28 protein-coding genes, 1 tRNA gene and 1 pseudogene are annotated in these 25,077 nt (G+C 65.0%); 14 read left to right on the forward strand and 16 right to left on the reverse strand.

Translation table 11 applies throughout. The features are described 5' to 3' along the window. Positions 1 to 50: 50 nt before the first annotated feature. The 8 genes and pseudogenes from AC6UUM_RS05385 to AC6UUM_RS05420 all read right to left on the reverse strand — a co-directional run. Positions 51 to 146 (reverse strand): annotated as a pseudogene (locus AC6UUM_RS05385) (PEPxxWA-CTERM sorting domain-containing protein); the annotation flags it as partial. 1,220 nt (positions 147 to 1,366) lie between these two features. Next, on the reverse strand, positions 1,367 to 1,876 hold the full coding sequence (rpsI, locus tag AC6UUM_RS05390) for a 30S ribosomal protein S9 (RefSeq protein WP_500804312.1): 510 nt from the start codon (positions 1,874 to 1,876) through the stop codon (positions 1,367 to 1,369). A gap of 11 nt (positions 1,877 to 1,887) precedes the next feature. Beyond that, on the reverse strand, positions 1,888 to 2,364 hold the full coding sequence (gene rplM / locus AC6UUM_RS05395) for a 50S ribosomal protein L13 (protein ID WP_353199675.1): 477 nt from the start codon (positions 2,362 to 2,364) through the stop codon (positions 1,888 to 1,890). Between the two features lie 120 nt (positions 2,365 to 2,484). Then, a complete protein-coding gene (locus AC6UUM_RS05400) occupies positions 2,485 to 2,934 on the reverse strand; it encodes an NUDIX hydrolase (RefSeq protein WP_500804913.1) in 450 nt (149 codons plus the stop codon). Continuing rightward, positions 2,931 to 3,296, reverse strand: coding sequence for a DUF2237 family protein (locus AC6UUM_RS05405; protein ID WP_500804313.1), 366 nt, complete (start codon positions 3,294 to 3,296; stop codon positions 2,931 to 2,933). Before AC6UUM_RS05405 ends, AC6UUM_RS05400 begins: the two co-directional genes overlap by 4 nt. Next, entirely contained in the window at positions 3,293 to 4,336 is a 1,044-nt protein-coding gene (locus tag AC6UUM_RS05410) for a COX15/CtaA family protein (RefSeq protein WP_500804314.1), read from the reverse strand. Before AC6UUM_RS05410 ends, AC6UUM_RS05405 begins: the two co-directional genes overlap by 4 nt. Positions 4,337 to 4,380: 44 nt before the next feature. After that, on the reverse strand, positions 4,381 to 5,979 hold the full coding sequence (locus AC6UUM_RS05415) for a M20/M25/M40 family metallo-hydrolase (RefSeq protein ID WP_500804315.1): 1,599 nt from the start codon (positions 5,977 to 5,979) through the stop codon (positions 4,381 to 4,383). A gap of 22 nt (positions 5,980 to 6,001) precedes the next feature. Then, a complete protein-coding gene (locus AC6UUM_RS05420) occupies positions 6,002 to 6,814 on the reverse strand; it encodes a DUF4198 domain-containing protein (RefSeq protein ID WP_500804316.1) in 813 nt (270 codons plus the stop codon). A gap of 99 nt (positions 6,815 to 6,913) precedes the next feature. Here AC6UUM_RS05420 and AC6UUM_RS05425 point away from each other — a divergent pair, with 99 nt between their 5' ends. The 7 genes from AC6UUM_RS05425 to AC6UUM_RS05455 all read left to right on the forward strand — a co-directional run bounded on the left by AC6UUM_RS05425 (position 6,914) and on the right by AC6UUM_RS05455 (position 12,782). Then, a complete protein-coding gene (locus AC6UUM_RS05425) occupies positions 6,914 to 7,282 on the forward strand; it encodes a MerC domain-containing protein (protein WP_500804317.1) in 369 nt (122 codons plus the stop codon). A gap of 67 nt (positions 7,283 to 7,349) precedes the next feature. Beyond that, the gene (locus tag AC6UUM_RS05430) at positions 7,350 to 7,814 is read left to right on the forward strand and encodes a Fur family transcriptional regulator (RefSeq protein ID WP_500804318.1); all 465 of its coding nucleotides are present in this window, start codon (positions 7,350 to 7,352) and stop codon (positions 7,812 to 7,814) included. A gap of 72 nt (positions 7,815 to 7,886) precedes the next feature. Next, entirely contained in the window at positions 7,887 to 9,812 is a 1,926-nt protein-coding gene (gene dxs, locus AC6UUM_RS05435) for a 1-deoxy-D-xylulose-5-phosphate synthase (RefSeq protein WP_500804319.1), read from the forward strand. 175 nt (positions 9,813 to 9,987) lie between these two features. Then, positions 9,988 to 10,236 (forward strand): AbrB/MazE/SpoVT family DNA-binding domain-containing protein, encoded by a 249-nt coding sequence (locus tag AC6UUM_RS05440; RefSeq protein WP_500804320.1) that lies wholly within the window; start codon positions 9,988 to 9,990, stop codon positions 10,234 to 10,236. Continuing rightward, positions 10,233 to 10,625 (forward strand): PIN domain-containing protein, encoded by a 393-nt coding sequence (locus AC6UUM_RS05445; RefSeq protein ID WP_500804321.1) that lies wholly within the window; start codon positions 10,233 to 10,235, stop codon positions 10,623 to 10,625. The genes AC6UUM_RS05440 and AC6UUM_RS05445 overlap by 4 nt, the downstream gene beginning before the upstream one ends. 55 nt (positions 10,626 to 10,680) lie before the next feature. After that, the gene (locus AC6UUM_RS05450) at positions 10,681 to 11,910 is read left to right on the forward strand and encodes a multidrug effflux MFS transporter (protein ID WP_500804322.1); all 1,230 of its coding nucleotides are present in this window, start codon (positions 10,681 to 10,683) and stop codon (positions 11,908 to 11,910) included. Beyond that, positions 11,907 to 12,782: an EamA family transporter gene (locus AC6UUM_RS05455; RefSeq protein ID WP_500804323.1), complete on the forward strand. Its 876-nt coding sequence runs from the start codon at positions 11,907 to 11,909 to the stop codon at positions 12,780 to 12,782. Before AC6UUM_RS05450 ends, AC6UUM_RS05455 begins: the two co-directional genes overlap by 4 nt. 3 nt (positions 12,783 to 12,785) lie before the next feature. On the opposite strand, the gene AC6UUM_RS05460 is transcribed toward AC6UUM_RS05455, so the two are convergent. Next, positions 12,786 to 13,418: a glutathione S-transferase family protein gene (locus AC6UUM_RS05460; protein ID WP_500804324.1), complete on the reverse strand. Its 633-nt coding sequence runs from the start codon at positions 13,416 to 13,418 to the stop codon at positions 12,786 to 12,788. A gap of 51 nt (positions 13,419 to 13,469) precedes the next feature. On the opposite strand from AC6UUM_RS05460, the gene arfB reads away from it, so the two are divergent. Further along, entirely contained in the window at positions 13,470 to 13,877 is a 408-nt protein-coding gene (gene arfB, locus AC6UUM_RS05465; RefSeq protein WP_500804325.1) for an alternative ribosome rescue aminoacyl-tRNA hydrolase ArfB, read from the forward strand. Between the two features lie 82 nt (positions 13,878 to 13,959). Continuing rightward, positions 13,960 to 14,346 carry an ElaB/YgaM/YqjD family protein gene (locus tag AC6UUM_RS05470; RefSeq protein WP_500804326.1) on the forward strand — a complete coding sequence of 129 codons (387 nt, stop codon included), beginning with the start codon at positions 13,960 to 13,962 and terminating at the stop codon, positions 14,344 to 14,346. A gap of 44 nt (positions 14,347 to 14,390) precedes the next feature. Here AC6UUM_RS05470 and mce read toward each other — a convergent pair whose 3' ends face one another. After that, complete coding sequence (mce, locus tag AC6UUM_RS05475) at positions 14,391 to 14,834, reverse strand: methylmalonyl-CoA epimerase (RefSeq protein WP_500804327.1); 444 nt, start codon at positions 14,832 to 14,834, stop codon at positions 14,391 to 14,393. Positions 14,835 to 14,911: 77 nt separating this feature from the next. Here mce and AC6UUM_RS05480 point away from each other — a divergent pair, with 77 nt between their 5' ends. Further along, positions 14,912 to 15,277, forward strand: coding sequence for a hypothetical protein (locus tag AC6UUM_RS05480; RefSeq protein WP_500804328.1), 366 nt, complete (start codon positions 14,912 to 14,914; stop codon positions 15,275 to 15,277). A 3-nt stretch (positions 15,278 to 15,280) separates the two neighbouring features. Here the strand turns inward: AC6UUM_RS05480 and AC6UUM_RS05485 are convergent, their stop codons facing one another. Genes AC6UUM_RS05485 through AC6UUM_RS05495 form a run of 3 tightly spaced genes read right to left on the reverse strand, consistent with a single transcriptional unit; the run spans position 15,281 to position 18,383 of the window. After that, a complete protein-coding gene (locus AC6UUM_RS05485) occupies positions 15,281 to 16,831 on the reverse strand; it encodes an MDR family MFS transporter (RefSeq protein ID WP_500804329.1) in 1,551 nt (516 codons plus the stop codon). After that, entirely contained in the window at positions 16,828 to 17,871 is a 1,044-nt protein-coding gene (locus tag AC6UUM_RS05490) for an HlyD family secretion protein (RefSeq protein ID WP_500804330.1), read from the reverse strand. The genes AC6UUM_RS05485 and AC6UUM_RS05490 overlap by 4 nt, the downstream gene beginning before the upstream one ends. Before the next feature lie 8 nt (positions 17,872 to 17,879). After that, complete coding sequence (locus AC6UUM_RS05495; protein ID WP_500804331.1) at positions 17,880 to 18,383, reverse strand: MarR family winged helix-turn-helix transcriptional regulator; 504 nt, start codon at positions 18,381 to 18,383, stop codon at positions 17,880 to 17,882. A 211-nt stretch (positions 18,384 to 18,594) separates the two neighbouring features. Between AC6UUM_RS05495 and prsK the strand changes: the two genes are divergently transcribed. The 4 genes from prsK (at position 18,595) to AC6UUM_RS05515 (ending at position 22,832) form a co-directional block, all read left to right on the forward strand. Next, positions 18,595 to 20,736 (forward strand): XrtA/PEP-CTERM system histidine kinase PrsK, encoded by a 2,142-nt coding sequence (gene prsK / locus AC6UUM_RS05500; protein ID WP_500804332.1) that lies wholly within the window; start codon positions 18,595 to 18,597, stop codon positions 20,734 to 20,736. Positions 20,737 to 20,750: 14 nt separating this feature from the next. After that, positions 20,751 to 22,106, forward strand: a complete 1,356-nt coding sequence (prsR, locus tag AC6UUM_RS05505; protein WP_500804914.1) for a PEP-CTERM-box response regulator transcription factor — start codon at positions 20,751 to 20,753, stop codon at positions 22,104 to 22,106. A 60-nt stretch (positions 22,107 to 22,166) separates the two neighbouring features. Then, positions 22,167 to 22,243 (forward strand) — tRNA-Pro (locus AC6UUM_RS05510). A 175-nt stretch (positions 22,244 to 22,418) separates the two neighbouring features. After that, positions 22,419 to 22,832 carry a holin family protein gene (locus tag AC6UUM_RS05515; protein WP_353199651.1) on the forward strand — a complete coding sequence of 138 codons (414 nt, stop codon included), beginning with the start codon at positions 22,419 to 22,421 and terminating at the stop codon, positions 22,830 to 22,832. 151 nt (positions 22,833 to 22,983) lie between these two features. Here AC6UUM_RS05515 and AC6UUM_RS05520 read toward each other — a convergent pair whose 3' ends face one another. Genes AC6UUM_RS05520 through argC form a run of 3 tightly spaced genes read right to left on the reverse strand, consistent with a single transcriptional unit; the run spans position 22,984 to position 25,069 of the window. Then, on the reverse strand, positions 22,984 to 23,496 hold the full coding sequence (locus AC6UUM_RS05520; RefSeq protein ID WP_500804333.1) for a gamma carbonic anhydrase family protein: 513 nt from the start codon (positions 23,494 to 23,496) through the stop codon (positions 22,984 to 22,986). Then, positions 23,493 to 24,035 (reverse strand): GNAT family N-acetyltransferase, encoded by a 543-nt coding sequence (locus AC6UUM_RS05525; RefSeq protein WP_500804334.1) that lies wholly within the window; start codon positions 24,033 to 24,035, stop codon positions 23,493 to 23,495. Before AC6UUM_RS05525 ends, AC6UUM_RS05520 begins: the two co-directional genes overlap by 4 nt. After that, positions 24,032 to 25,069 (reverse strand): N-acetyl-gamma-glutamyl-phosphate reductase, encoded by a 1,038-nt coding sequence (gene argC / locus AC6UUM_RS05530; RefSeq protein WP_500804335.1) that lies wholly within the window; start codon positions 25,067 to 25,069, stop codon positions 24,032 to 24,034. The genes AC6UUM_RS05525 and argC overlap by 4 nt, the downstream gene beginning before the upstream one ends. Positions 25,070 to 25,077 lie beyond the last annotated feature (8 nt).

The raw sequence follows: 25,077 nt of genomic DNA on the forward strand, positions 1-25,077 counted from the left end.
CCAAGAAAAGGCCGCCGCGTCTATGTGGCCCGAAAGCCCGGCTTTGGCGATCAGGCCGCCACGGCGCGGCGGCGGCGCAGCGTTGCCCCGACCAGGCCGAAGCCGGCGATCAGCATGGCCCATGATGCCGGCTCGGGTATCGGCGCAAGCGCAGGCAGGCTGAGCAGCTTGAACTGAAGATTGGCGGTCGAATTGGTCGGCCGCAGGCTATCCTCTGTCCAGCCAAGGAAGAGGTTGCCGGTCAGGGAAAAATCACCGGCGACCTTGTCCCACAGAAAAATTTCACGCTCGGCGAACGCTGCGGTGCTATCCAGCGTGTCGGCCTGATAGATGCTTGTTGGCCCGCTGCCGACCGTTGAATTCAGCAGATCGCCGTTGAACCGCAAATCGGTGACGCGCCAAGCGCTGGCACCGCCGGCCGACAAGCGCAACTGGATGCCGTTGATTTCAGTGAAACCGATGCTGGTAGCAGACCAGATATGGTCCCACGGAGAATTGCTGCTTTGGTCGCCGATTTTCACAGTCAGGGTCGAATCGACCCGCGAGATCGAAAACACTACTGGCGACGGCATGTTCACCTGGTCGGCGCCGTTCGATTGCAGGAAATTCGCCCAGGGCACGTTGATCTGGTTGTCGGTACTCACCGTGCTGCTATCAGCGTTGAGGGTCGTGGACTTGTTGAGCGGACTGTAAACGCCGCCACCGCCAAGGATTGCCGGCAGGCCGGTCGAGTCATTCGGTGTGTGCACGCCATAGGTACGATTATCGGTACCTTGGGTGTCAGATCCGCTACGGAACTCGACGACGGCACGCTCCAGTTGCGGGGACACGATATTTGATGTTGCCGCGCCAGGCGGTTCAACCGGAGCCAGATTATAGCGTCTGGCAAGAAAACCGGCCTGCTGACCGTTGCTGAGTATGGCCGTCGTGGCAGTGCCGTCGGTATCCCAATATTCATAGCGCTGATCGCTGCGGAAATCAGCGAGATTACCGGTACCAGGTGTGTTGTTGCGCAGCGCGTTCGGCATGATCACAGCCGACGCACTGCTGGCCAATCCCAACGCCAACCCGAATGCCACTAGTGGTTTAATCATCTTGACCCCTTGGACCGTGTTCGATCCGAAGTGAAGATACGTGTAGCCATCTACCAAAGTGGCGGTCAAGTCCGTTTTTTTTCAATGGCTTAAGGAAAGGTTAACAGGGTATTTATGTTAATGACTCAGTAACTATGTCAGCGGTGCTGACGCAAATCCTTGCCTGATTTTTCATGAAAAATGGCGCCGCGCGGTCCAACCGCGCGGCGCCAATTTTTGCAGCTGCCAAGCTGTCCGCGCTGCGCGATGCAGCGGCAAAACAGCAATCCGGATCAGCGCTTGCTGAACTGGAAGCTGCGGCGGGCCTTGGCCTTGCCGTACTTCTTGCGTTCCACAACGCGCGGATCGCGTGTCAGGAAACCGGCCTGCTTCACCGGGGTGCGCAGGATCGGTTCATACTTCGTCAGCGCCTGGGCGATGCCGTGCTTCACCGCGCCGGCCTGGCCGGACAGGCCGCCGCCGACCACGGTGGCCACCACATCATATTGATCGCGGCGTTCGGCCACATCGAACGGCTGGTTGATCACCAGGCGCAAGCTGGGCCGGGCGAAATAGACGGTCTGGTCGCGGCCGTTGACGGTGATCTTGCCGGTGCCGGGCTTCAGCCAGACGCGGGCAATGGCGTTCTTGCGCTTGCCGGTGGCATAGGCGCGGCCCTGCGCATCGATTTCCTGTTCCCGCAGCGGCGCCGGCGGGCCGCCGCCACCGGTGTGGGCGGTGTTCACGGGCGCATCGGCGTCAAGGCCGGCGAGATCGGCAAAAGACTGGCGATTGTCGTTCATCTGTCAGTTCCTCAACCAGCGATCGTGGTGTTCTTGCGGTTCATGGACTTCACATCCAGAACCTCGGGGCTTTGCGCCACGTGCGGATGCTCGGTGCCGGCAAAGACGCGCAGGTTGCGCATCTGCTGGCGGCCCAGCGGGCCGCGCGGCACCATGCGTTCCACCGCCTTGATCAGCACGCGTTCCGGGAAACGGCCTTCCAGCACCTTGGCCGGGGTCGTTTCCTTGATGCCGCCGGGGTGGCCGGTGTGGCGATAATAGACCTTGTCGGTCGCCTTGTTGCCGGTGAAGCGGACCTTTTCGGCGTTGATGACGATGACATTGTCACCGCAATCGACGTGCGGGGTGTAGCTGGCCTTGTGCTTGCCGCGCAGGCGATTGGCGATGATGGTGGCCAGGCGGCCGACCACGAGGCCTTCGGCATCGATCAGCAGCCATTTTTTTTCGACTTCGGCGGGCTTGGCCGAGTCGGTGATCCGGGTGAGCATGGCATGGATTCCATTGTTGCAAACGAAACGGCCGGGGCGACAAGGCCCCGGCGTTGGCGCTGGCTATTGTGCAACAAGCCCGGCAGATCAAGGAAAAAGCGACGTTTTTCCGGTGTGGTATCAAGACACCGCTTGGCGGACCTGGTCGTCGAACAGCCGGCGCACCCGATCCTGCAAGGGTGCGACCGCATCCGGTGCGGCCAGAAACGCGCCGATTTCAAGCAATTGCGGATCGCGGCCTTCGTCGCCGAAGCGGATGGCGGCCAGTTCTGACGCGTCCAGCTGAACCGCGAGCAACCAGCCGGTCCGGCCGGGCGGGTGCATGGACGGGAACGCCTGCGCCCAGATGATTCGGTTTTCGGGGAGGGTCAGGCCGAATTCCTCGTGCAGTTCGCGCAGGGCGCATTGCGCCGGGCTCTCGCGACCTTCGCGGCCGCCGCCAGGCAGATCGATCAGGCCGGGCCACGGGATGCCGGGCTTGTCGTCGCGGCGATAAGTAAGGATGCCGCCATCAAGCAGACAGGCCAGCTTGGCACCGGTGAAATCCGCGCCATCCCAGCTGGCAATCAGGGCTGCACCGCATGGGCCTGCAAATGGCCGAGCAAGGTCACCTCAAGCGTTTTCTCGTGGCAGGCTTCCAGCACCACCTCCGGCGCGAAGCCGGCACGGCGGGCTTCTTCCCAGCGGCCGGCGCATAGGCACCAGCGATCGCCGGGCTTGAGGCCGGGAAAGCCATATTCGGGCCGCGGCGTCGACAGATCATTGCCGGCGGATTGGCTGAAGGCCAGAAACTCCTCGGTCACCTCGGCGCATACCGTGTGCAGGCCATGGTCGTGCGCATCGGTGTTGCAGCAGCCGTCGCGCTGCCAGCCCGTCATCGGATCGGCCGAGCACAACGCCAACGGGCCACCCAGGACGTTCTTCGCCGTCATGCGCGTCCCCTCTGCGACCAGTGCGCAGCCCAGCTTGTCGCCGCGACCAGCAAGGCTGCCACGCCCTGGTGGGCCACGCCCAGCGGGATCGGCACATGGCCAATGATCACCGCGACGCCGAGCGCGAATTGCACCAGCACCAGCAAGCCCAGCGCCAGCGCGCGCACGCCCGCCCCGGCGCGCCACAGGCGCCACGCCACCAGCAGCACGGCAGCGGCCACGGCCCAGGCCAGGCTGCGGTGCACGAATTGCACAGTGATCGGATCGCTCACCAGATCGGCAGCGCGGGCAAACAGGCCGTCGGGCACCAACTGGCCGAACATCAACGGCCAGGTGTCCGACGCGTGGCCGGCGCGCAGCCCGGCGGTGAAGGCGCCCCAGACAATCTGCACCGCCAGCAACGCCGTCAGCGGCCACACCCATGCGCTGGGGCGAGGATTGAGCGATTTGGGGCGCGGCGCATCACCATCCCGCAGATCGAGCGCGGTCCAGATGCAGCCCGCCATGATGATCAGCGCGTTCGACAAATGGATGGCCAGCCGTTCCGGCGCCACCTCGGTGCGATCGACCAGCCCGGAGGCCACCATCCACCAGCCGATGGCGCCCTGCAGGCCGCCCAGCGCGAACAGGGCCAGCAGGCGCAATTTATACCCCTGCGGAACCCGCCCCGCGATCCAGAACCAGGCCAGCGGCAGCGCAAAGGCCAAGCCGATCAGCCGGCCCAGCAAGCGGTGCAGATATTCCCAGAAGAAAATGCCCTTGAACGCCGAAAGGCTCATGCCCTGGTTCATCAACTGATACTGGCTGGAGTGCTGATACAGCGCGAATTGCGCCTGCCATTCGGCCTCGCTCAGCGGCGGCAGCGTCCCCGACACCACATCCCAGCGCGTGATCGACAGGCCGGATTCGGTCAGCCGGGTGATGCCGCCGACCACGACCATGGCAAACACCAGCGCCGCGACGCCAAGCAGCCAGGCGGCAATGGCGCGCGGTTGCGCGCGCGCGCGGGTAGGCAGGGGGGTTGCAGCAGCAGTGGCCATGGCAACCCCCTAAGCCCAATTCCTAACCCACGAAAGCGGGTGCGTCAGTCCTTCTTGTCAGGATCAGCCACGTGGAACGGGTCGGTCAGGCGCGGGTTGGTGGGCAGCGGCCGCGCCGGCAGCGGTTTTTCGGCGTTGGCGGTTTCCCACAGCACCGAGGCGAGGATCACCGCCGACTGGCGCAGATCTTCGGGGCGCAGATGGTCGAACGTATCGACGCTGCTGTGGTGCACGGTGGTTTCATAATCCAGCGGGTCCTGGATGAACTGGAACGCCGGCAGGCCGATGGCCGACATGAATTCATGATCGGTGCCGCCGGTCGGGCTGGCGACCACCGCACCGGCGCCCATGCTGCCAAAGGGTGACAACAGGCCCTGCAGCACCGGCACGGCAGCGAAATTGCCTTCGGCATGGATGCCGCGCAGCTTGCCGCCGCCATTGTCGATGTTGAAATAGCCGGCGAGCAGATTGTAATCGGCCTTCTTCTCGATCGGGAACTGGTTCAGCTTGAAATCATAGCTGAGCTTGGCCTTCACCGGATCGGGATTGGCCGGGCGGCTGGCGAAATGCCGCTCGATATAATTGGCCGAGCCGTAAAGCCCCTGCTCCTCGCCTGACCACAAGGCAAAGCGGATGGTGCGCTTGGGCTTGACCTTCAGGGCGCTGAGGATGCGCGCGGCTTCCATGATGATTGCTGATCCAGCGCCATTGTCGGCGGCGCCATCGGCCGCGACCCAGCTGTCCAGATGCGCGCCGGCCATGACATAGCCGGCCTTGGCGTCGCTGCCAGCAATATCGGCCAGCACATTATAGCCGTTGGGATCGCTGTCATCGAATTTGACCTGCGAATTGATGGTCAGCACCACTTCGCCGCCGGCCGACAGGCGTACCAGCCGGCGGTAATCCTCGGCGGTCAGTTCCAGCCCCGGCAATTTGGGCGTGTCGCGGTGCTGATAGCCTTCGCCGTGCAGCAGGCCATTGTCTCTATAGCTCATGCGCACCCAGCCCAGCGCGCCTTCCTTGGCCAGAAATTCATCAAGCTGCTTGCCGAACTGCAGATATTTCAGCCAGCCGTCGCCGGCATCGGGCCCGGTCACCGGCTGCTCATATTCGTCCAGCTTGCCGATGGCTTCGGCATCGAGCCGCTCGAATGCCGGCTTGTCGGCATCGCGGGGGGGGCGCGGATAGCTGATGGCGACGATCTTGCCCTTCAGCTTGCCGACCCAGTCGGCGAAGTGGCGCGGCTTGCTCATCGGTGCCACCACAACCGGCGCGGTGATGCCGCCTGCTGGCGTGGCGGGAGTCCAGGCCACCGGCAGGGTGCGCAGGCTCATGCGGCGCGGCGACTGCATCGTCACGCTGGCGCTGTCGATGCTCCAGCCGCGGCCGAAATCAAAGCCTTCGGTGTGCACATTGGTCAGGCCCCAGGCCTTGAACTTCTCCTGCGTCCAGCGCTCCGCAGCGCGCATGCCGGGCGAATTGGTCATGCGCGGCCCGATGCGATCGGTCAGATACGCCGCCGTTTCGACCACTTCACCATGGTTCATCGCTTCATCGGTGATGCGGGCGACCATCGCCAGATCGGGTTCGGCAAGCGCGGGCGCGGCGACGCCGGCAAGCAACAGGGCAACAGCAAGGCGCATCAGTTTGTCTCCGTTCACAGGCTCAATAGCCGAAGGTCAGGCTGGAAAAAATCGTTTCATAATCGGCGCGCGGGTCGGTGATCGGCGCGCTCCACACGCAATTGAGCTTCCAGCGGCCGGTCTTGTCGATCGGGAAACTGGCCTCGCCCTGCGCGTTGGTGATCAAGGCCGTTCCGGGCAGGCGCGGATTGTCGAGGCTTTCCAGCGATACGGTGGCGCCGGCCAGCGGCAGCCCGTGATAATGTATGCGCACCACCAGCGGCTTGCCGGCGGGCAGGGCATAGGGATTGGCCAGCGGCACGATCTCCAGCGTGTGGCCGACGGGCCGGATGGCGTCTGCGGTCGGCGTGGCGCCGATCTGGATCAGCGCCTTGGCGCGGCGGGAATAAATCTCCCGGCCGGGCGCGGCTTCGGTGCCGGCCTGCTTGCGCAGCGCCAGCGGCAGCGCCAGGCCTTCGTCCACGGCATAAGTGGTGAACTCGCCGGCCGGCAGCTCGATGGCAGCATGATTGCTTTCAAAGGCGATGACGTGGGTGCCGCGCGCCGCCCCGGCCAGCGGCAGGGCTGCGCCGCCCGGCGCTGTTGCCGTGCTCAGGCGCACGGCGGCCAGCAGATCATGCACGCCATCCGGGCCATGGCGGCGCAGCGCGACAATGCGTTGCCAATTGGTTTCCCACGGCTCTGCGGCGGCCGGATCGCCGATGACGAAGCGCGCCTCGATCTCCGCCGGGGCAGCCAGCCGGTGGCGCGGCAGATGGATCCAGAAATCATGTGCAACAGCCGGGGCAGCCAGCAGCAGGCTGAGCAGGACAAGGGAGACAGGCAGACGCATCATCAAGCTGATAGCGGCGCGCTGCCTGCCCGCCAAGTCGGCTGCCGGAATGCGTCGGAGAATCCAGTTGTGCTGACGTATGTAATAATGTAACACGATCATATGTCCCGGCCTGTCAACAGCCTGCTCGATCGACTCGCCATTGGCCTGTCTGGCTTGTGCCTGCTTCATTGCATGGCCGGTGTCCTGCTGTTGTCGCTGTTTGCGCTCAGTGGTGACCTGCTCGATCATCGTGTCCATGTCGTTGGCCTCGCGCTGGCGTTGCCGCTGGCGGCGGTGGCACTGTGGCGCGGCTGGCGCATCCATGGCCGCGGCTGGATTGCCGGCGTCGGCCTGGCCGGCCTGATGGTGATGGCCGGCTCGCTGGCGGTGGAGCATGGCGATCTGACAGAGATGCTGGTTTCGATGGCCGGCGTGTCATTGTTGGCGCTGGCGCACTGGCGCAATTTGCGGGCCTTGCAGATCGCCTGAAGCGCCGATGTTGCCGCGCGGCGTGCTGGCGCTTGCCATACCCCGGCTGACTGCCGATATTGCCGCCATGTCCATTGTCCACGCCCATGGCCAGCATGATAACCGCGCCGATCTGGCCACGGCCGCCCGGGCGCGCCTGATCGATGCCGGCGAACAATGGACGCCGCTGCGGGCCACTGTGTTCGGCGCCCTGGCCGGATTTGATCGCCCGGTTTCCGCCTATGATGTCACCGATGCGGTTTCGGCGACCACCGGCCGGCGGGTGGCGGCCAACAGCGTCTATCGCATCCTCGATCTGTTCGTGGCCAACAATGTCGCGTCGCGCGTCGAAAGCGCCAATGCCTTCATCGCCAATGTCCACCCCGATTGCCCGCATGATTGCATCTTTCTGGTGTGTGACCGCTGCGGCCGCGCCACCCATATCGATGATGATCGCATCACCGGCGAAGTGCGCGCCGCCGCCAGCGCCGCCGGCTTCCGCCCGGTGCGCCCGGTGATCGAAGTGCGCGGGCTGTGCGCCGCATGTTCATGACAGTTTTGATGACAGGTCGCTGCCAGTCCGCTAAAGGCAGCGGCTTAACCTTTCGCCAAGCGAGCCGTCTCGATGATGCTTGAAACCCCGCTGCTTGATACTGTTCAGGTGCCGGCCGACCTGCGCAAGCTGGAGCCCGGGCAATTGCGGCAGCTGGCCGATGAACTGCGGCAGGAAATGATCCACGCTGTGTCCTACACGGGCGGCCATCTGGGTTCCGGCCTCGGCGTGGTCGAGCTCACCGTCGCGCTGCACTATGTGTTCAACACGCCCGATGACAAATTGGTGTGGGATGTCGGCCACCAGGCCTATCCGCACAAGATCATCACCGGCCGGCGGGATCGCATCCGCACCCTGCGCCAGCCCGGCGGCCTGTCCGGCTTCACCAAGCGCAGCGAGAGCGAATATGATCCGTTCGGCGCCGCGCACAGCAGCACGTCGATCTCGGCGGCGCTGGGCTTTGCCATTGCCAACAAATTGCAGGGCAAGCCGGGCAAGGGCATCGCGGTGATCGGCGATGGTTCGATGTCGGCCGGCATGGCCTATGAAGCGATGAACAATGCCCGGCAGGCCGGCAACCGGCTGGTGGTGATCCTGAACGACAACGACATGTCGATCGCGCCGCCGGTGGGCGCGCTGTCATCCTATCTGTCGCGCCTGCTTTCCAGCCGCAAGTTCCTGGAATTGCGCGAATATCTGAAGCAGGTGTCTGGCCGGGTGCTGCCGCCGCCGCTGCAGAAGGCCGCCGCGCGCGTCGATGAATATGCCCGCGGCCTCGCCCAGGGCGGCGGCACATTGTTTGAAGAGCTCGGCTTTTATTATGTCGGCCCGATCGACGGCCATAATCTCGAACATCTGCTGCCGGTTCTGGAAAATGTCCGCGATGCCGCCGAAGGCCCGATGCTGATCCATGTTGTGACCCAAAAGGGCAAGGGCTATGCCCCGGCCGAAGCCAGCGCCGACAAATATCATGGCGTGGTGAAATTCGATGTGGTGTCGGGCACCCAGTTCAAGCCACAGCCCAAGGCTCCGGCCTATCAGAATGTCTTTGGCGACATGCTGATCGAGGAAGCCAAGCGCGATCCGAAGATCGTCGCCATCACCGCCGCCATGCCATCGGGCACCGGCGTCGATCGCTTCAACAAGGCCTTCCCGGATCGCACCTTCGATGTCGGCATCGCCGAACAACATGCGGTCACCTTCGCTGCCGGCCTGGCGGCGCAGGGCATGCGGCCGTTCTGCGCGATTTATTCCACCTTCCTGCAACGCGCCTATGATCAGGTGGTGCATGATGTGGCGCTGCAAAATCTGCCGGTGCGTTTTGCCATTGATCGCGCCGGCCTGGTCGGGGCCGATGGCGCCACCCACGCCGGTTCGTTCGACATCGCCTATCTCGCCACCCTGCCCAACATGGTGGTGATGGCGGCCAGCGACGAAGCCGAACTGGCCGACATGGTGCACACCGCCGCCCTCCATGATGAGGGCCCGATCGCGCTGCGCTATCCGCGCGGCGAAGGCACCGGCGTCGCCATCCCCGAGGCGCGCACGCGCATGGAAATCGGCAAGGGTCGGCTTGTGCGCACCGGCCACAAGGTGGCCATCCTGTCGCTGGGCACCCGCCTGGCCGAAGCCCTGAAGGCCGCCGACGATCTCGATGCGCGCGGGCTTTCGACCACGGTCGCCGACATGCGTTTTGCCAAGCCGCTGGACATGGCGCTGATCCGCAAGCTGGCCGCCACCCACGATGTGCTGATCACCATCGAGGAAGGCGCCATCGGCGGCTTTGGCAGCCATGTGCTGACCATGGCCAGCGATGAAGGCCTCACCGATGCCGGCCTGAAGCTGCGCACGCTGCGCCTGCCCGATCTGTACCAGGATCATGACAACCCGGCCAAGCAATATGCCGATGCCGGGCTGGATGCCGCCGCCATCGTGAAGACGGTGCTGGAGGCGCTGCGCCACAACAGCGTGGCGGCGGACGGGGCCGTGCGCGCCTGAACCTGCGGATTGCGCCGTTGCGGCGCTGGGGAATGCTGGGGGGGTGGGCTTTCGGGCCCGCCCCTTTTTCATTGGTTCGCGGACTGGCAGGGCTGCAAGAGTCGATCCTCCGTTGATATCCGCCGACTGAATTGATATCAAATTTCTTGTACAGATATCCATCAAGGCCATCGCCATGCAGGTTTCCAAATGGGGCAACAGCCTCGCCATCCGCATCCCCGTTGATGTGGCGCGTGCATTGGGATTGAAGGAAGGGGATGAGGTGAGTGTGACGGCGCTGGACGATCACCGCGCCCAATTGTCCCGCAAGCTTTCCCGCGCTGAAGTGATGGCGCGGCTAAAGGCCTATGATCTGCAGTTGCCCGCCGATGGCAGTTGGAAGCTCAGCCGCGACGAAATGAACGGCGTTGATCGCCTGCTGTGAGGGCCTTCATTGACACCAATGTTCTGGTGTACGCATTGGGAAGCGACGGAAAAGCCGATCAAGCGCGCGCGTTGATCGGTGCTGCCAACGTTGTTTCCGTACAAAGTCTCAATGAATTCACTGTTGTGATGCGGCGGATGCGCTTGACTTGGGAGGCCATTGAAGAAGCGCTGGCGATGTTGCGTTCACAGTTGCGTACTCCGGTGCCGTTGACGCTCGATATACATGAAAATGGGATGCTGATTGCCCGACGGTATCAACTGCAGATTTGCGATTCCATGCTCCTTGCCGCCGCACTTGAGGCCGGCTGCTCCATTTTCTACAGCGAAGACATGGCCGATGGCCTTGTCATCGATGGCCGGCTGACCATCCGCAATCCGTTCGGTTGAACCCTGCGCGCATCGCGCGCTTTCCTTCGCGCCGCCGCCCGCCTACAGCCGGCGCGTGCACGCCCCGACTGCCCCACCCGTTGCGGCCATTGGCCGCCAGCCCGGCCTGGGCGAGATCCTGTTGCTGGGATCGTTGACGGCGTTTGGCGCCGTCACCATCGATCTGTATCTGCCTACCCTGCCGGCGATTGCGCGCGATTATGGCAGTTCGCCGGCGGCGGTGCAGCTGACGCTTTCTACGTTCTTTGTCGGCATGGCGGTGGGGCAATTGTTCTTCGGGCCGTTGTCGGATCGCATCGGGCGGCGGCCGACCATATTGATCGGCTGCGCGGTCTATATCCTCGCCAGCCTGGCCTGCGCGGTGGCACCAACCATCGAAGCATTGGTGGCGGGGCGGTTCTTCCAGGCGCTGGGGTGCTGTGCCGCGATGGTCACTTGCCGTGCCATCGTGCGTGATCGTTATGACGAGCGCGATTCGGCGCGCATTTTCTCGCTGTTGATGCTGGTGCTCGCCATCGCGCCGCTGCTGGCGCCCACCGTGGGCGGCTGGATTGCCGCGGCGGTCGGCTGGCACGCGGTGTTCCTGGTGTTTGTCGGCATCGGCGTCGCTGTCACGCTGGCGGTGGCGTTGCGGTTGGAGGAAAGCCGCAGCCCCGCCACGGCGGCCACGGCGCGGCAAGGCTCGGTGCTCACCGGTTATGGCGATCTTTTGCGGCAGCGCCGGCTGATCGGGTATTTGTTGGTCGGGGCCGCCAATGGCACCGCCCTGTTCAGCTATATCGCTGCCTCGCCCGATCTGGTGATGGGCACCTGGGGCTTTTCCGATCAGCAGTTCGGGTTGGTGTTCGCGGTGATTGCCGTGGGCATCGTTGGCGCCAGCCAGGTCAATCGCGCCCTGCTGCGCCGGCACAGCCCGGATCGCATCCTTGCCGTCAGCAGCCTGGCGGCGGCCGTTGCCGGCACGGCGCTGTTGCTGGCGGCGCTGGCGTCGGCGCCGTTGCCGGTGATCTTCCCGCTGCTGTTCGTGGCGCTCAGTTCCAATGGCCTGATCGCGGCCAATGCCTCGGCCGGGGCGCTCAGTGTCGATCCGCTCCGGGCCGGCGCGGTGTCCGGCCTGATGGGCGGCGTGAACTTCGGCATCGGCGCGCTCACCTCGGCGGCGGCGGCGGCGATCTATGATGGCACGGCGCTGCCGCTGTCGATCAATATCGCGGTGGCCATGGCGGTCGGGGCGGCGGCCTATCATCTGCTGGCCCGGCCGCCGCGGGCCACTGAAACCGCATGACCGGCGCGGCAATGCCACCGCGTGCGCTGTTGCTGGCGCTGGCGGTGGTGATGGTGTGGGGCAGCAATTTCGCCGTGATCGGCACGGCGCTGCACAGCCTGCCGCCGCTGCTGTTTGCGGCGCTGCGCTTTGGTGCGGTGGTGTTCCCGCTGATCCTGTTCGTGCGCCGCCCGGCGGTGTCGTGGCGCATCCTCGCGCTTTATGGCCTGGCCATCGGGGTGGGGCAGTTCGGGCTGATGTTCATCGCCATCGATGGCTATATCGCTGCCGGCCTCGCCAGCCTGCTGGTGCAAACCCATGTGGTGTTCACCATCGCCATGGCCATGGTTCTCAGTGGCGAGCGGCTGCAACCGCTGCAATGGGCAGCGCTGGCCCTGGCGTTGGCGGGGGTGGCAGTGATCGGCGCCAACATCGGCGGTGATGTGACCGGCACCGGCATCGCGCTGGTGCTGGGCGCGGCCTTTGGCTGGGCACTGGGCAACATGGCCCAGCGCGCCGCCGGCCGGGTGGACATGCTGGGCTTCATCACCTGGTCGTCGCTGTTCGCGGTGCCGCCGCTGGCGGGCCTCGCGCTGTGGTTCGAAGGCTGGCCGGCGATCCGCATGGCGATCGGCGCGGCAACCCCCGGCATCTGGCTGGCGGTGGCGTGGCAGGCGGTGGGCAACAGCCTGTTCGGCTATGGCGCCTGGGGCTGGCTGCTGGCGCGTTATCCGGCGACCAGCGTGGCACCCACGTCGCTGCTGGTGCCGGTGTTCGGCATGGCCTCCACCGCCGTGGTGCTGGGGGAGGCCTTGCCGCCGTGGAAACTGGCAGCCGCCGCGCTGATCATCGCCGGGTTGGGGCTGAACCTGCTCGCTGGGCGCCGCGCCTGAGCCTTATGCCGGCAAGCGGAAGTTGTACGGCTCCGTCTTTGCCGCCGCCGCCTGCCAGGCCGGGCGGGCCTGGATGCGTTTTGCATAAGCCAAGATGTTCGGGAAATGCGCGCCAAGTCCCTGCATGGCAGCGATTTCGGCGATGAAGCTCATCATGATGTCCGCGCCCGAAAGCTGATTGTCCACCAGCCAGTCGTTGCTGCCCAGGCACTGGCTGACATAGGCAACATGCGATCCGATCTGTTCCTGGATGCGCGGCTGCAGCGGCGCGGCGGCCTCGCCGAGCCGGGCCGTGTACAGGGCCAGCAGGAACGGGGTCATCGCCGAACCTTCGGCAAAATGCAGCCACATCAGATAGGCTTCGTGCGCTGGCGTGCCCGGCTGCGGCGCGAGGCGGCCGCCGCCATGGGTGCGGATGATCCAATCGGTGATCGCACCCGATTCAAAGATGATCTGGCCGTTTTCCGCCACCACCGGCGATTTGCCCAGCGGATGCACAGCCTTCAGTTCCGGCGGCGCCAGATTGGTCACGGCATCGCGGGCATAATGCTTGATCTCATAGTCCAGCCCCAGTTCTTCCAGCAGCCACAGGATGCGCTGCGACCGGCTGTTGTTCAGATGGTGGACGATGATCATCGCGTTTCCCCAAAATTGGAAGTTCTTGGCCGATTCGGATATGGGCGCACTATGGCCCCGAATATCCCCGAAGAGGAACTGGAAGAATCGTTCGTTCGCGCCAGCGGACCGGGCGGGCAGAATGTCAACAAAGTCTCCTCGGCGGTCCAACTGCGCTTCGATGTGGTCAATTCGCCCAGCCTGCCCGAAGAGGTGAAATTGCGGCTGCTGCGGCTGGCTGGGCGGCGCGCGTCGTCGGATGGCGTCATCATGATCAGCGCGATGCGGTTCCGTGATCAGGTGCGCAATCGCCAGGATGCGCGCGATCGGCTGGCCGCGCTGGTGGCGGCAGCCTGGGTGCGCCCGGTGCAGCGCCGCGCGACGCGGCCGACGCTGGGATCGAAACAACGGCGGCTGGTCGGCAAGGCGGTGCGGTCAGGAATCAAGGCCGGCCGGGGCAAGGTCACGCCCGACGACTGACTTAGCGGAATCCCACACTTCAAATCGGGAACCGCGCGCACTATGTTGGGTTGGTCATTGTCCCACCTGAAAGGAATAGCCCATGGCCAACATCAACGAACCGTCCGACATCATTCCGGCTGCCACCGATGCCGTCCACCACGCCGTCGAATCTGCCGAGCAGGCCGCCCATGACGCTGCCGGCAAGCTGGCCAAGCTGAAGGATGACGTGAAGAGCCAAGCCGACAAGGCGATCCATGCCGCGCGCGATGCCGCGACCACCGCCTATGACAAGGCCGCGGCCAAGGCTCGCGAACTGGCCGATGCCGCCCCGGAAAAGGCGCGTGAAGTCAAGGAACAGGCCCAGAAGATCGCCGAAGATGGCACCGCCAAGGTGCGCGCCACCGTGCAGGAGCAGCCGCTTGCCGCGCTCGGCGCCGGCATCGCGCTGGGCTTTGTTGTCGGCTGGCTGATCAGCCGCCGCGATTGAGGATTGGGCTGCCCCTGCCACGCTTGGCAGGGGCAGCGACGGCATCAATGATGGCCATCCGGTTCCTGCATCAATTCCACCAGCACGCCGCCCGTGTCGCGCGGGTGCACGAAGATCACCGGCACGCCGTGCGCGCCCATCCGCGGCTCCCCGGTGCCCAGCACGGTGGCTCCCCGCGCCCGCATCGCATCGCGCGCCGCAATGATATCGGCCACTTCGAAACACACATGATGCTGGCCACCATTGGGGCTCTTCTTCAGAAAGCCGTGGATCGGTGAATCATCGCCCAGCGGTTCGATCAGCTCCAGCTGGCTGTTGGCGACATCGATGAACGCCACCCGCACGCCCTGCGCCGGCAGATCGAAGGCCGGGGTGGACAGGGTGGCCCCGAACAACCGCTCATACATCGCCACCGCCGCGTCGATCGACGGGCAAGCGATGCCGACATGGTTGAGGCGGCCCAGCAACAGCGGTGGCAGGTCGGTCATGATCGTGTCTCCTTGGCTTGGCGCTTCCCGCGAAAGGCCCCCTTGCATGGCGCGCAAAAGCCGGCAAGCTGCCGCCCATGATCTACATCGTGCTCAACGCCGTTCCGATCGGCATCGCGACATTGCTGGCGCTGTTGCTGGCGCAGTTCGTCGATCGGCCGCGCAGCATCGGCACTTGGGCCGTAGCGCTGCTGGCGGCGCTGTGGCTGGGGGCGATTCTGGCCGGCGCGCTGATCCTCGCGCCGCCCAAGGCGCCGATCTGGGTGATGACCATCGGATCGGCGGTGGTGATCTGGGCGGGATTTGTCGCGCCCGTGCTGGCCACCTCGCTGCTGATGGCCGGGCAGCGCTGGGGGCGGGTCGGCAATGCCACGCTGTGGTGGCTGGTGGTGATGCTGTGCCAAGCCGTGGTGATGCGCCTGATCGGGCTGACGCCACCGTGACCCTCAATCCGCCAGATGCACCGGTGGTGACGGCTTCCCCGATTGCTTGCTGCTCCGCAGGATCAGCAGCAGCGGCAGCACCGAAACCGACATGATCGCCATCGCCCGGAACACATCGAGATAGGCGATCATCAGCGCCTGACGGTTCACTGCGCCATCCAGCACCGATACAACAGCGCCCGCACCCGCCGCCGCCAATGTGGCCGGATCGGCCCAGGGCAGGGAAAACGGCGTGATGCCGCTGCCCAGATCGGCGTGCGAAATCTGCGTTTGGCGTTGCAGCATCGCCACTGCCACGCTGATGCCGATCGATCCGCCAATGTTTCGCAGCAGCATGAAGATGGCAGCAGCATCGGTGCGCAGCGCCGGGGCCATATTGGCAAAGGACACGGTGTTCAGCGGCACGAAGATCATCCCCAGCCCGGCGCCCTGGAAAAACCCGGTGACAATGAACGGCCAGGCGCCCTGGTCGGGTGAGAACAGGCTCATCCCCCACAGCGCCGCGCCGGTGGAGACGAACCCCACCGCCAGCATGCCGCGCGGATCGACACCGCGCCCCAGCAATTGCCCGGCCGACATCATGGCGATCATCATGCCGATGCCGCGCGGCATCATCAGCTCGCCGGCCGCCACCACCGGATAGCCATAGAGCGTCTGCACCATGGTCGGCAGCAGGGCCGTGGTCGCCACCAGCAGAAAGCCGACCAATGTGATGAACAGCATGCCGGTCAACGCGTTGCGATTGGTGAGCAGTTCGCGATCGACAATGGCACCGGGGCGCGACAGCGCGTGCACGCCAAACGCCCACAGCGCGGCGAGGGCCAGCCCGGCCTCCAGCCGCACTTCCCAGCTTTCCAGCCATGCGAGTTGCTGGCCACGATCAAGTGCCAGTTGCAGCGCCGCCATGCCCAGCGCCAGCAGCGCAAAGCCCAGCATGTCGAAGCGCCGCGCCGGCAACCTGGGTTCGGGCAAGCACGCCGCCGCGGTGGTGAAGCAGATCAGCCCGAACGGCAGGTTGATCAGGAATACCCAGCGCCAATCGAAATTGTCGGTGAGCCAGCCGCCGACCACTGGGCCAAGGATCGGCCCGACCATCACGCCCACCCCCCACCAGGCCATGGCCGGCCCATGTTTGGCGGGCGGCCAGGCATCGAGCACATAGGCTTGGCCCAACGGTGCCAGAAACGCCCCGGAAGCGCCCTGGATGATGCGGTACAGCACCATTTCCGACAGGCTGCCCGCCAGCCCGCAGGCCAGCGAAGCGATGGTGAAGATGGCGACGCTCCACAGGAACAATTTGCGCCGGCCGATGCGCGCCGCCAGCCAGCCGGTGATTGGCGTGGCGATGGCGGTGGCGACGATATAGCTGGTCAGCACCCAGGTGATGCTGTCGGCCGCGGCATTCAGGCTGGGCTGCATGTGCGGCAGCGCGACATTGGCGATGGTGGAATCCAGCACCGTCATGAAGCTGCCCAGCATCACCACCATCGTGACGACGACCGGTGACGCGCCGACGCCTACCGCTTCTGGCACCGCCGGTGCGGCACTGCTCACTTGGTGATCACCTTCACCTCGGCCGATAGGCCGGCGATCAGCGGCATGGGGAGTGGCATCTTCGCCCGTTCATCCAGCTTGATGCGCACCGGCACACGCTGCACCACCTTCACCCAGTTGCCGGTGGCATTCTGCGCCGGCAGCACCGAAAATTCGCTGCCCGTGCCCACGCCGATACTGTCCACCCGGCCGGTCAGCACGGCCGTGGGGAACGCATCCAGCCGCACTTCGGCGCGCTGCCCGATGCGCATGTCGGCCAGTTCGGTTTCCTTGAAATTCGCTTCCACAAATTCGCTGTTCGCCACCATCACCGACAGGCTGGCGACGCCCTGTATCATCACCTGGCCGGGCAGCAGCCGGCTGGTCTGGGTGGCGATGCCGTCCGCCGGGCTGCGGATGCGGGTGCGCGACAGATCGAACGCCGCCTTGTCGCGCGCCGCGGCCGCGGCCAGCACCAGCGGATGATTGGTCTCGGTGATGGCGATGCCAGCGGCCTGGCGAGCGCGGCGATCATCGGCCAACGCGCCATTTAATTCCGCTCGGGCCTTGGCCACAGCATATTGCGCCTGCTGCAATCGCGCGCGGGTGGCAAAGCCGCGGTCGATCAACGTTTGTTGCCGATCGAGTTCCGTCAGCGCAAAGGCCAGCGCCTCGCGCTTTTCGCTGACATCGGCGGCGCTGCCACCGGTGCCCGATTGCAGCTGGCGCACTTGCAGGCGGGCATCGGCCAGCCGGGCTTCGGCCTGGGCCAGCGCGATGCGGAACGGATCATCGGCCAGTTCGATGAGCAACTGACCGCGTTTGACTGGCATGTTCTCGGCCACCAGCACGCGGCGCACCCGGCTGGTCACGTCGCTGGAAATCGCCACCTTGTCGATCCGCACATAGGCGTTGTCGGTGGAAACCTGGCCTTGACCAGACCACCACAGATATGCGCCAGCGGCCAGCACCAGCAGTGGCACCGACACCATGATCGCCCGCGTGCGCCAACGCGACTTTGCCACCACTGCGGTGGCGCCGGCCTGTGCAGCGGAATTCATCGGCGCATTCATCCTTCGCGGACCAGATTGGCGCGCAGCTTGACCAGCAGCGCGTGCAGCATCGCCTGTTCGGCTGTATCAAAGTCATCCAGCATCTCGGCGCGCAGTTCGGCAGCGACCGGCGCCAGATCGGCGAGCATCGTGCCGGCATGCGGGGTCAGGAACAATTGCCAGGCGCGGCGATCGGCCGGATCGGCGCGGCGCTCCACCAGCCCGGCATCGGCCAGCCGATCGACCATGCGACCCACCGTGATGGTTTCCACCTCCAGCCGTTCGGCGAGCGCGGCCTGGTTGATGCCCTGCGCGCGCGCCAGCGCGATCAGCACCTGCCACTGCGCCCGTGACACGCCGATGCAGCGCGCCCGCGCATCGAACCGCCGACGCAGCAGCCGCGCCGCATCGGTGACGAGCACGCCGATTGTATCCGGCACCGGAAACGCCGCGCCGGGGCCCGGCGCCGCCGCCATGGGCAACGCCCCGGCGGGCGGCGAATCGGTGCGGGTGGATGGCATGACAAAAAATAGCATACATGCTTATCACCAGCCAGATGATGATCAGCTCGGCACTCAGTTCCTGCCAAAACCGGGAGCGCCGATCGGGCCGATGCGGCGCTCAAGCCCGGGGCACTGGCATCCGGCGCGCCGCTGTGGTTAATCTGCCGGCAGGTCGCGGTGGGCGGCGGGTGGGTAAGGCAGCAAGAGTGCACTGTTTGGGATGGACGCGATGATCGCCTTGACCGAGGTTGGCTTGTTCAGCCACGTGATGGCGCTGATTGCCTATCTCGGGCTGGCGGTGGCGTCGTTGTCGCGCCAGCGTGGCCCGCTGAACCTGTGGCTGGCGGCTGCGGCCTTGGCCACCGCGGGCTGGGCCGCCAGCTTTGTCGCCACCCTGCTGATCGATCCCGGTTTGCAGCCGTGGATTTCACGCTTTCAAACCGTGAAGATCGGGGCGTGGATCGGGCTGCTGCTCTATCTGCTGCGCCCGGCCTGGTTGGGCGGCGAAGGCCGCGATCGCGGCGCGTTTTGGGTGGGTGGCATCCTTGGCTTTGTGCTGGCCCTGCAACTGGTCGTCGATCTGTCGGGGGCCGGGCAGGGCGCCCTGATCGGTGAAAGCAATATTGCCGCCAGTTTCTTCCTGGTGGTGCGGATCGCCGTATCGGTCACCGGCGTCGTGCTCAGCCACAATCTGTTCCTCAGCAGCCGGGAAGCGGATCGCTCCGGTTTCCGGCTGATGGCGATCGGGCTTGCCGGCCTGTTTTTATATGATCTCAATTTCTACACTCTGGCCTTCCTGCTGCCACCGGCCTCACCAGATTTGTACAATATCCGCGGCGCAGTCGATGCGCTGGTGGTGCTGTTGCTGCTGTTTGCCACCCGCGCGGCCTGGGTGAAAGGCGCGCGCGTATCGCGCACGGTCGCCTTTCAGACGGTGGCCTTCTCAGGAGTCGGTTTCTACCTGATCGTCATGTCGCTGCTGGCTTATACGCTCAAGCTGGTTGGCGGTGATTGGGGCGTGCTGCTGCAGGTCACGTTCCTGTTCACCACGGCCGGGCTGGGCGTTGTTGTGCTGGTGTCGGATCGGGTGCGGGCTCGGATCCGCGTGTCCATCGCCCGGAATTTCTACCGCTACCAATATGATTATCGCAATGAATGGTTGCGCTTCATCGCCACGGTATCGGCGCCGGGCGAAGCGGCCGGTTTGCCGGTGCGCGTGGTGCAGGCGGTGGCCACCGTGCTCGATGCGCGCGGCGGCTGGCTGCTGGTCCCCGAAGATGATGATCGCCTGCATCCGATGGCCAATTGGCAGATGGCGGATCGCCAGCCCGATCCCATCGCGCTCGACAGTTCGCTGGTCCTGTGGCTGTCCAGCCAGGATCGGGTGCTTGATCTGGATCAGGTGCGTTCGGGCGAAGCGCTGGCCCCGCCCAAGTTGCCCGATTGGCTGGTCGATGATCGCAGCTTCTGGCTGGCGGTGCCGGCGTTCAATCGGGACAAGCTGGCCGGCGTGCTGCTGATCGGGCGCAGCCTGGTGCCGCGGCCACTGGGCTGGGAAGATGAGGAATTGTTGAAGACGCTGGGCCGCCAGGCCGGCAGCTATATCGCCGAAAGCAGTGGCCAGGCCGCGCTGGAAGAGGCGCAGCGCTTCGAGGATTTCAACCGGCGCTTTGCCTTCATCCTGCACGACATCAAGAATCTGGTCAGCCAACTGTCCTTGCTGTCGCGCAACGCCGAACGCCATGCCGACAACCCCGAATTCCGCGCCGACATGATCGCCACCCTGAAGGTGTCGGTGGAAAAAATGAACGCCCTGCTCGCCTGGCTGTCGCAGCGCGCCGGCAGCGGCGGTGGGCAGGATCAGGATGTGGCGGTTGATGGCCTGCTGCGCCAGCTGGTCAAATCGCGGCAGGCGGCCTGGCCATCGCTCAGCCTGGTCTTGCCGGCTGCGTTGCCGCAGATTGTGCGCGGTGATGGCGGCCGGCTCGAACAGATGTTTGCCCATCTGCTGCAAAACGCCATGGATGCGTCGCCCGATGGGGCGCCGATCCGCATCGATCTGGCCGTCGCCGGCCCCGATCTTGTGGTCACGCTGGCCGATCGCGGTCAAGGCATGTCGGCACGCTTCATCCGCCAGGAGTTGTTTCAGCCGTTCCACAGCACCAAGGCCGGTGGCTTTGGTATCGGCGCCTATGAAGCGCGCGAGATTGCCCGCGCCCATAGTGGCCGGCTTGACGTGGCCAGCCGCGAAGGCGAAGGCACCAGCTTCACCATCACGCTGCCACTCGCCTATCCGGGCTCGGGGCCTTCGGGGGCGGCGGCGACCGAAACGATGACGCCCGCCGTGTTGGCGGGAGGGGAACAGGCGTGAACGACAAGCCGAAGATGCTGCCCAAACTTCTTGTCGTGGAGGATGATCCCGGCCTGCAGCGCCAGTTGAAATGGTCCTATGATGATCAGGAGGTGATCATCGCCGGCGACCGCGATGCCGCCCTGGAGGCGTTGCGAACGCATCATCCGGCGGTGGTGACGCTCGATCTCGGCCTGCCGCCCGATCCCGATGGGGTCAGCGAAGGCTTTGCCACGCTGGAGGCGATTCTGCAGGCCCGCCCGGCCACCAAGGTGATTGTGGCATCCGGCCATGGTGCCCGCGAAAGCGCCCGGCGCGCAATTGCCCTTGGCGCCTTCGATTTCTATCACAAGCCGGTCGATATCGACGAACTCGGCCTGATCGTGCGCCGGGCCTATCATGTCGCGGAGCTGGAAGCCGAAAACCGCCGCCTGGCCGAAAGCGCCGCCGGTACGGACAAGGTGCTGGGCACCATCGTCACCGGCGCGCCGGAGATGATCAAGGTGGCCCGCATGGTGGAACGTGTTGCCTCCGCCAATGTCTCGGTGATGCTGCTGGGGGCATCGGGCACTGGCAAGGAATTGCTGGCGCGCGGCCTGCACAATGCCTCGGCGCGCGCCAAGGGCCCGTTTGTGGCGATCAACTGCGCTGCCATTCCGGAAAATCTGCTCGAATCCGAATTGTTCGGCCATGAACGCGGGGCCTTCACCGGTGCGGTGAAAATGCAGGAAGGCAAGATCGAGCTTGCCGAGGGCGGCACGCTGTTTCTGGATGAAGTCGGCGATATTCCGCTGCCCTTGCAGGTGAAACTGCTGCGATTCCTGCAGGAACGCGTGATCGAACGCATCGGCGGGCGCAAATCGATCCCGGTGGATGTGCGCATCGTGTGCGCCACCCACCAGAATCTCGACCAGATGATTGGCCAGGCGCGGTTCCGCGAAGATCTTTATTACCGCCTGGCTGAAATCGTCGTGCACATCCCCGGCCTGAAGGAGCGCCCCGGCGATGCCGCCTTGCTGGGGCAATATTTCCTTGCCAAATATGCGCGCGAAAATGGCCGCGAGTTCAAGGGTTTCACCCAGGATGCCATCGCCGCCATGGCCGATTGGCACTGGCCGGGCAATGTGCGCGAACTGGAAAACCGCATGAAGCGGGCGGTGATCATGGCCGAAGGCAATCGCCTGTCGGCCGCCGATCTCGATCTGGTGGCCAAGGGCGACGAAGCCGCGCTCACCCTGAAGGCGGCCCGCGACGCCGCCGACAGGATCGCCATCCGCCGCGCCATCGCCCGCAGCGACGGCAACATCAGCATGACCGCCAAGCTGCTCGGCATCAGCCGCCCGACGCTTTACGACATGATGAAGGCCTATGGCATCGAGGCCGCCGATTGAACCCAACTGCATCAAGCCTGTTGCATCCGGGCCTGCCAGCCTGTAACCCCCGCGCTGGCTCGGAGCGTAGCGCAGCCTGGTAGCGCATCAGACTGGGGGTCTGGAGGTCGCAGGTTCGAATCCTGTCGCTCCGACCATTTTCATTTCCCCCTGATTCTTCCCTCTCCCCCCAAGGCTTTCTGGGCGGGAGAGGGCGACTCGCCAAAGGCGAGCGGGGTGAGGAGTTGCGCGCGCTGAAACCAGCACTCACCCTGTCCTACACGAACCAAATTGGTTAATGCTGGCGACCTCCTCCAACCGGAAAGGCGCGCCATGTCCATCCTCAACGCTCTGATCGCTCCCGTCGCTGGCCTGATCGACAAGATCATCCCCGATCCCAAGGCCCGCGATGCCGCCAAGCTCGAACTGTTGAAGTTGCAGAACAGCCAGGAACTGGAATTGTTGAACACCCAATTGTCGGCGATTGTCGCAGAGGCCGGCAGCAACGATCCCTGGACCAGCCGGGCGCGGCCCAGCTTCCTTTATGTCATGTATGCGCTGCTGCTGTGGTCGATCCCGATGGGCCTGATCGCCGCCGTGCAGCCGCAGATGGCCCACGATATCGCAACCGGCATGACGCGCTATCTGAATGGCCTGCCCGAACCGCTCTATGCGCTCTTCGGCACCGGCTACCTCGGCTACACCGCCGCCCGCCAGTGGGGGAAGACCAAGGGGACGGACAAGTGACCTGCACATTTTTGGGAAGTTGGGGGCCCAGCACCCCCACCCCCAGCCCCTCCCGCAAGCGGGAGGGGAGCAGAAGGGCCGAGCACACACGACTCCCCTCCCGCTTGCGGGAGGGGCTGGGGGTGGGCGAAGAGCGAGCGAAACGCCCCCCTCACGCCCCCCGATAAACCCCTGCAAGCCGCGCATAACCCGCTGCCCCTGCACGGTTGCCGGCAATCTCCGCAGCGCTCAACATCCGCAGCAATTTCGCCGGCCGCCCGGCCCATAATTCGCCGCTGGCCACGCGCTTGCCAGGCGTCAACAACGCGCCGGCGGCCAGCATGGCGTCCGTTTCCACCACCGCACCATCCAGCACCACCGCACCCATGCCGACAAAGCCATGATCCATGATCGTGCAGCCGTGGATGATGCAGCCATGCCCGATCAGCACATCATCGCCGATCACCGTATCGAACCGCCCGCCGGTCACATGCACGATCGATCCATCTTGGATGTTGCTGCGCGCGCCCACCGTGATTGCGCCGACATCGCCGCGCAGCACGCAGTTGAACCACACCGAGCTGCCGGCACCGATGGTCACCCGCCCAATGATCTGCGCGCCCGGTGCCACGAACACATCGTCGGCCAGTTGCGGCCTGTGTGAACCAAATGGGTGAGTGGTCATGCTGTCTGCTCGTAAACGATGTGCGGTCGCAAAGGGTGGCCTGGCACCAGCGCCGGGTGATCGAAATCCAGATCTTCGCGCCGCGCCATGCCCAGCCGCTCCATCAGGCCCCAGCTGCGCACATTGGCCGCCACCGTGAAACTGACGATGCGCGGCAGCGCCAGCGTGATGAACCCAAAGGCCAGGCAGGCTTGCGCGGCTTCGACGGCATAGCCCTGGCCCCAATGCGCATGCGCCAGCCGCCAGCCGATTTCGACTTCGCCTTCCACCGGGCAGGGGAATCGCACCCGCTGCAAGCCGCAGAAGCCCAGGAACTTCCGGTCCGATTTGCGCTCGATGGCCCACAGGCCAAAGCCGTGTTCACCGATATGGTTCATGATGCCGATGGCCTGATCGCGCGACTCGGCCGGAAACAGCAGGCCGGGAAAATGCGCCATCACCCGCGGATCGCGGCCCATTTCGGCATAGGGCGCCAGATCGGCCTCGATCCACTGCCGCAACCACAGCCGCGGCGTGTCGATCGCCGGCTTGGCTGTCATGGAAACAGTGGCGCTTGTTCGAGGCCCATGGTTTCGGGCAGGCCGAACATCAGGTTGAAATTCTGGATGGCCTGGCCGGAAGAGCCCTTCACCAGATTGTCGATCGCTGCGATCACGATGGCACGTCCGGGCACGCGATCGGCGAAGACGTTCATCACAACGTGGTTGGAACCGCGCACCATGCGCGTGGCCGGCGCTTGCGCACCGGGCAGCAGATGCACGAAGGGCTCATCGCTGTAGGCATCGGCCAGCACTTCGCGCAGATAATCCGGGCCGTGCGGGGTTTCGACGATGCACGTCACCAATTCGCCGCGGTTCATCGGCACCAGATGCGGCGTGAAGCTGATCGTCACCTCCCGCCCGGCGCGCAGGCTCAATTCCTGTTCCATTTCCGGCATGTGGCGATGCGCGCCGATGGCATAGGGGTGCACGGCTTCGGCCACTTCCGGGAACAGATTGGCCTGTTTCAGGCTGCGCCCGGCGCCCGACACACCGGACAGCGCATTGACCGTGATCTTCTCCGCCGAAATGGCGTGGGCGGCGATCAGTGGCAGCAGCGCCAGCAACACGGCCGTTGGATAGCAGCCGGGGCAGGCCACCAGCCGCGCGGCGGGCAGGGCGGCGCGCGCAAATTCGGTCAGGCCATAGACGGCTTCGGGCAGCAAGGCCGGCGCCGGATGGGCGCCGCCATACCATTCGGCATAGGTGCCCGCATCCTTCAGGCGGAAATCCGCTGACAGATCGATGATGCGCTTGTCCACCAACGTGCCAAGCAATTGCGCCGAGGCTGCATGCGGCAAACAGCCGAATACGGCATCGATGCTGCTGTAATCAATGGCATCGGCCTTGATCAGGCGCGGCAGCGCCGGATAGGGCGCAAAATGCGGCCAGATATCCGCCATCGCCTGCCCGGCATTGGCATTGGCGGCCAGCGCGGCAATCTCGATGCGCGGATGGGTGATGGCCAGGCGCACGAGATCGGCCCCGGTATAGCCCGAAGCCCCCAGCACAGCGATGCGCAACCGATCAATCATGGTGTCGG

Source organism: Sandarakinorhabdus sp. (genome assembly GCF_987265915.1).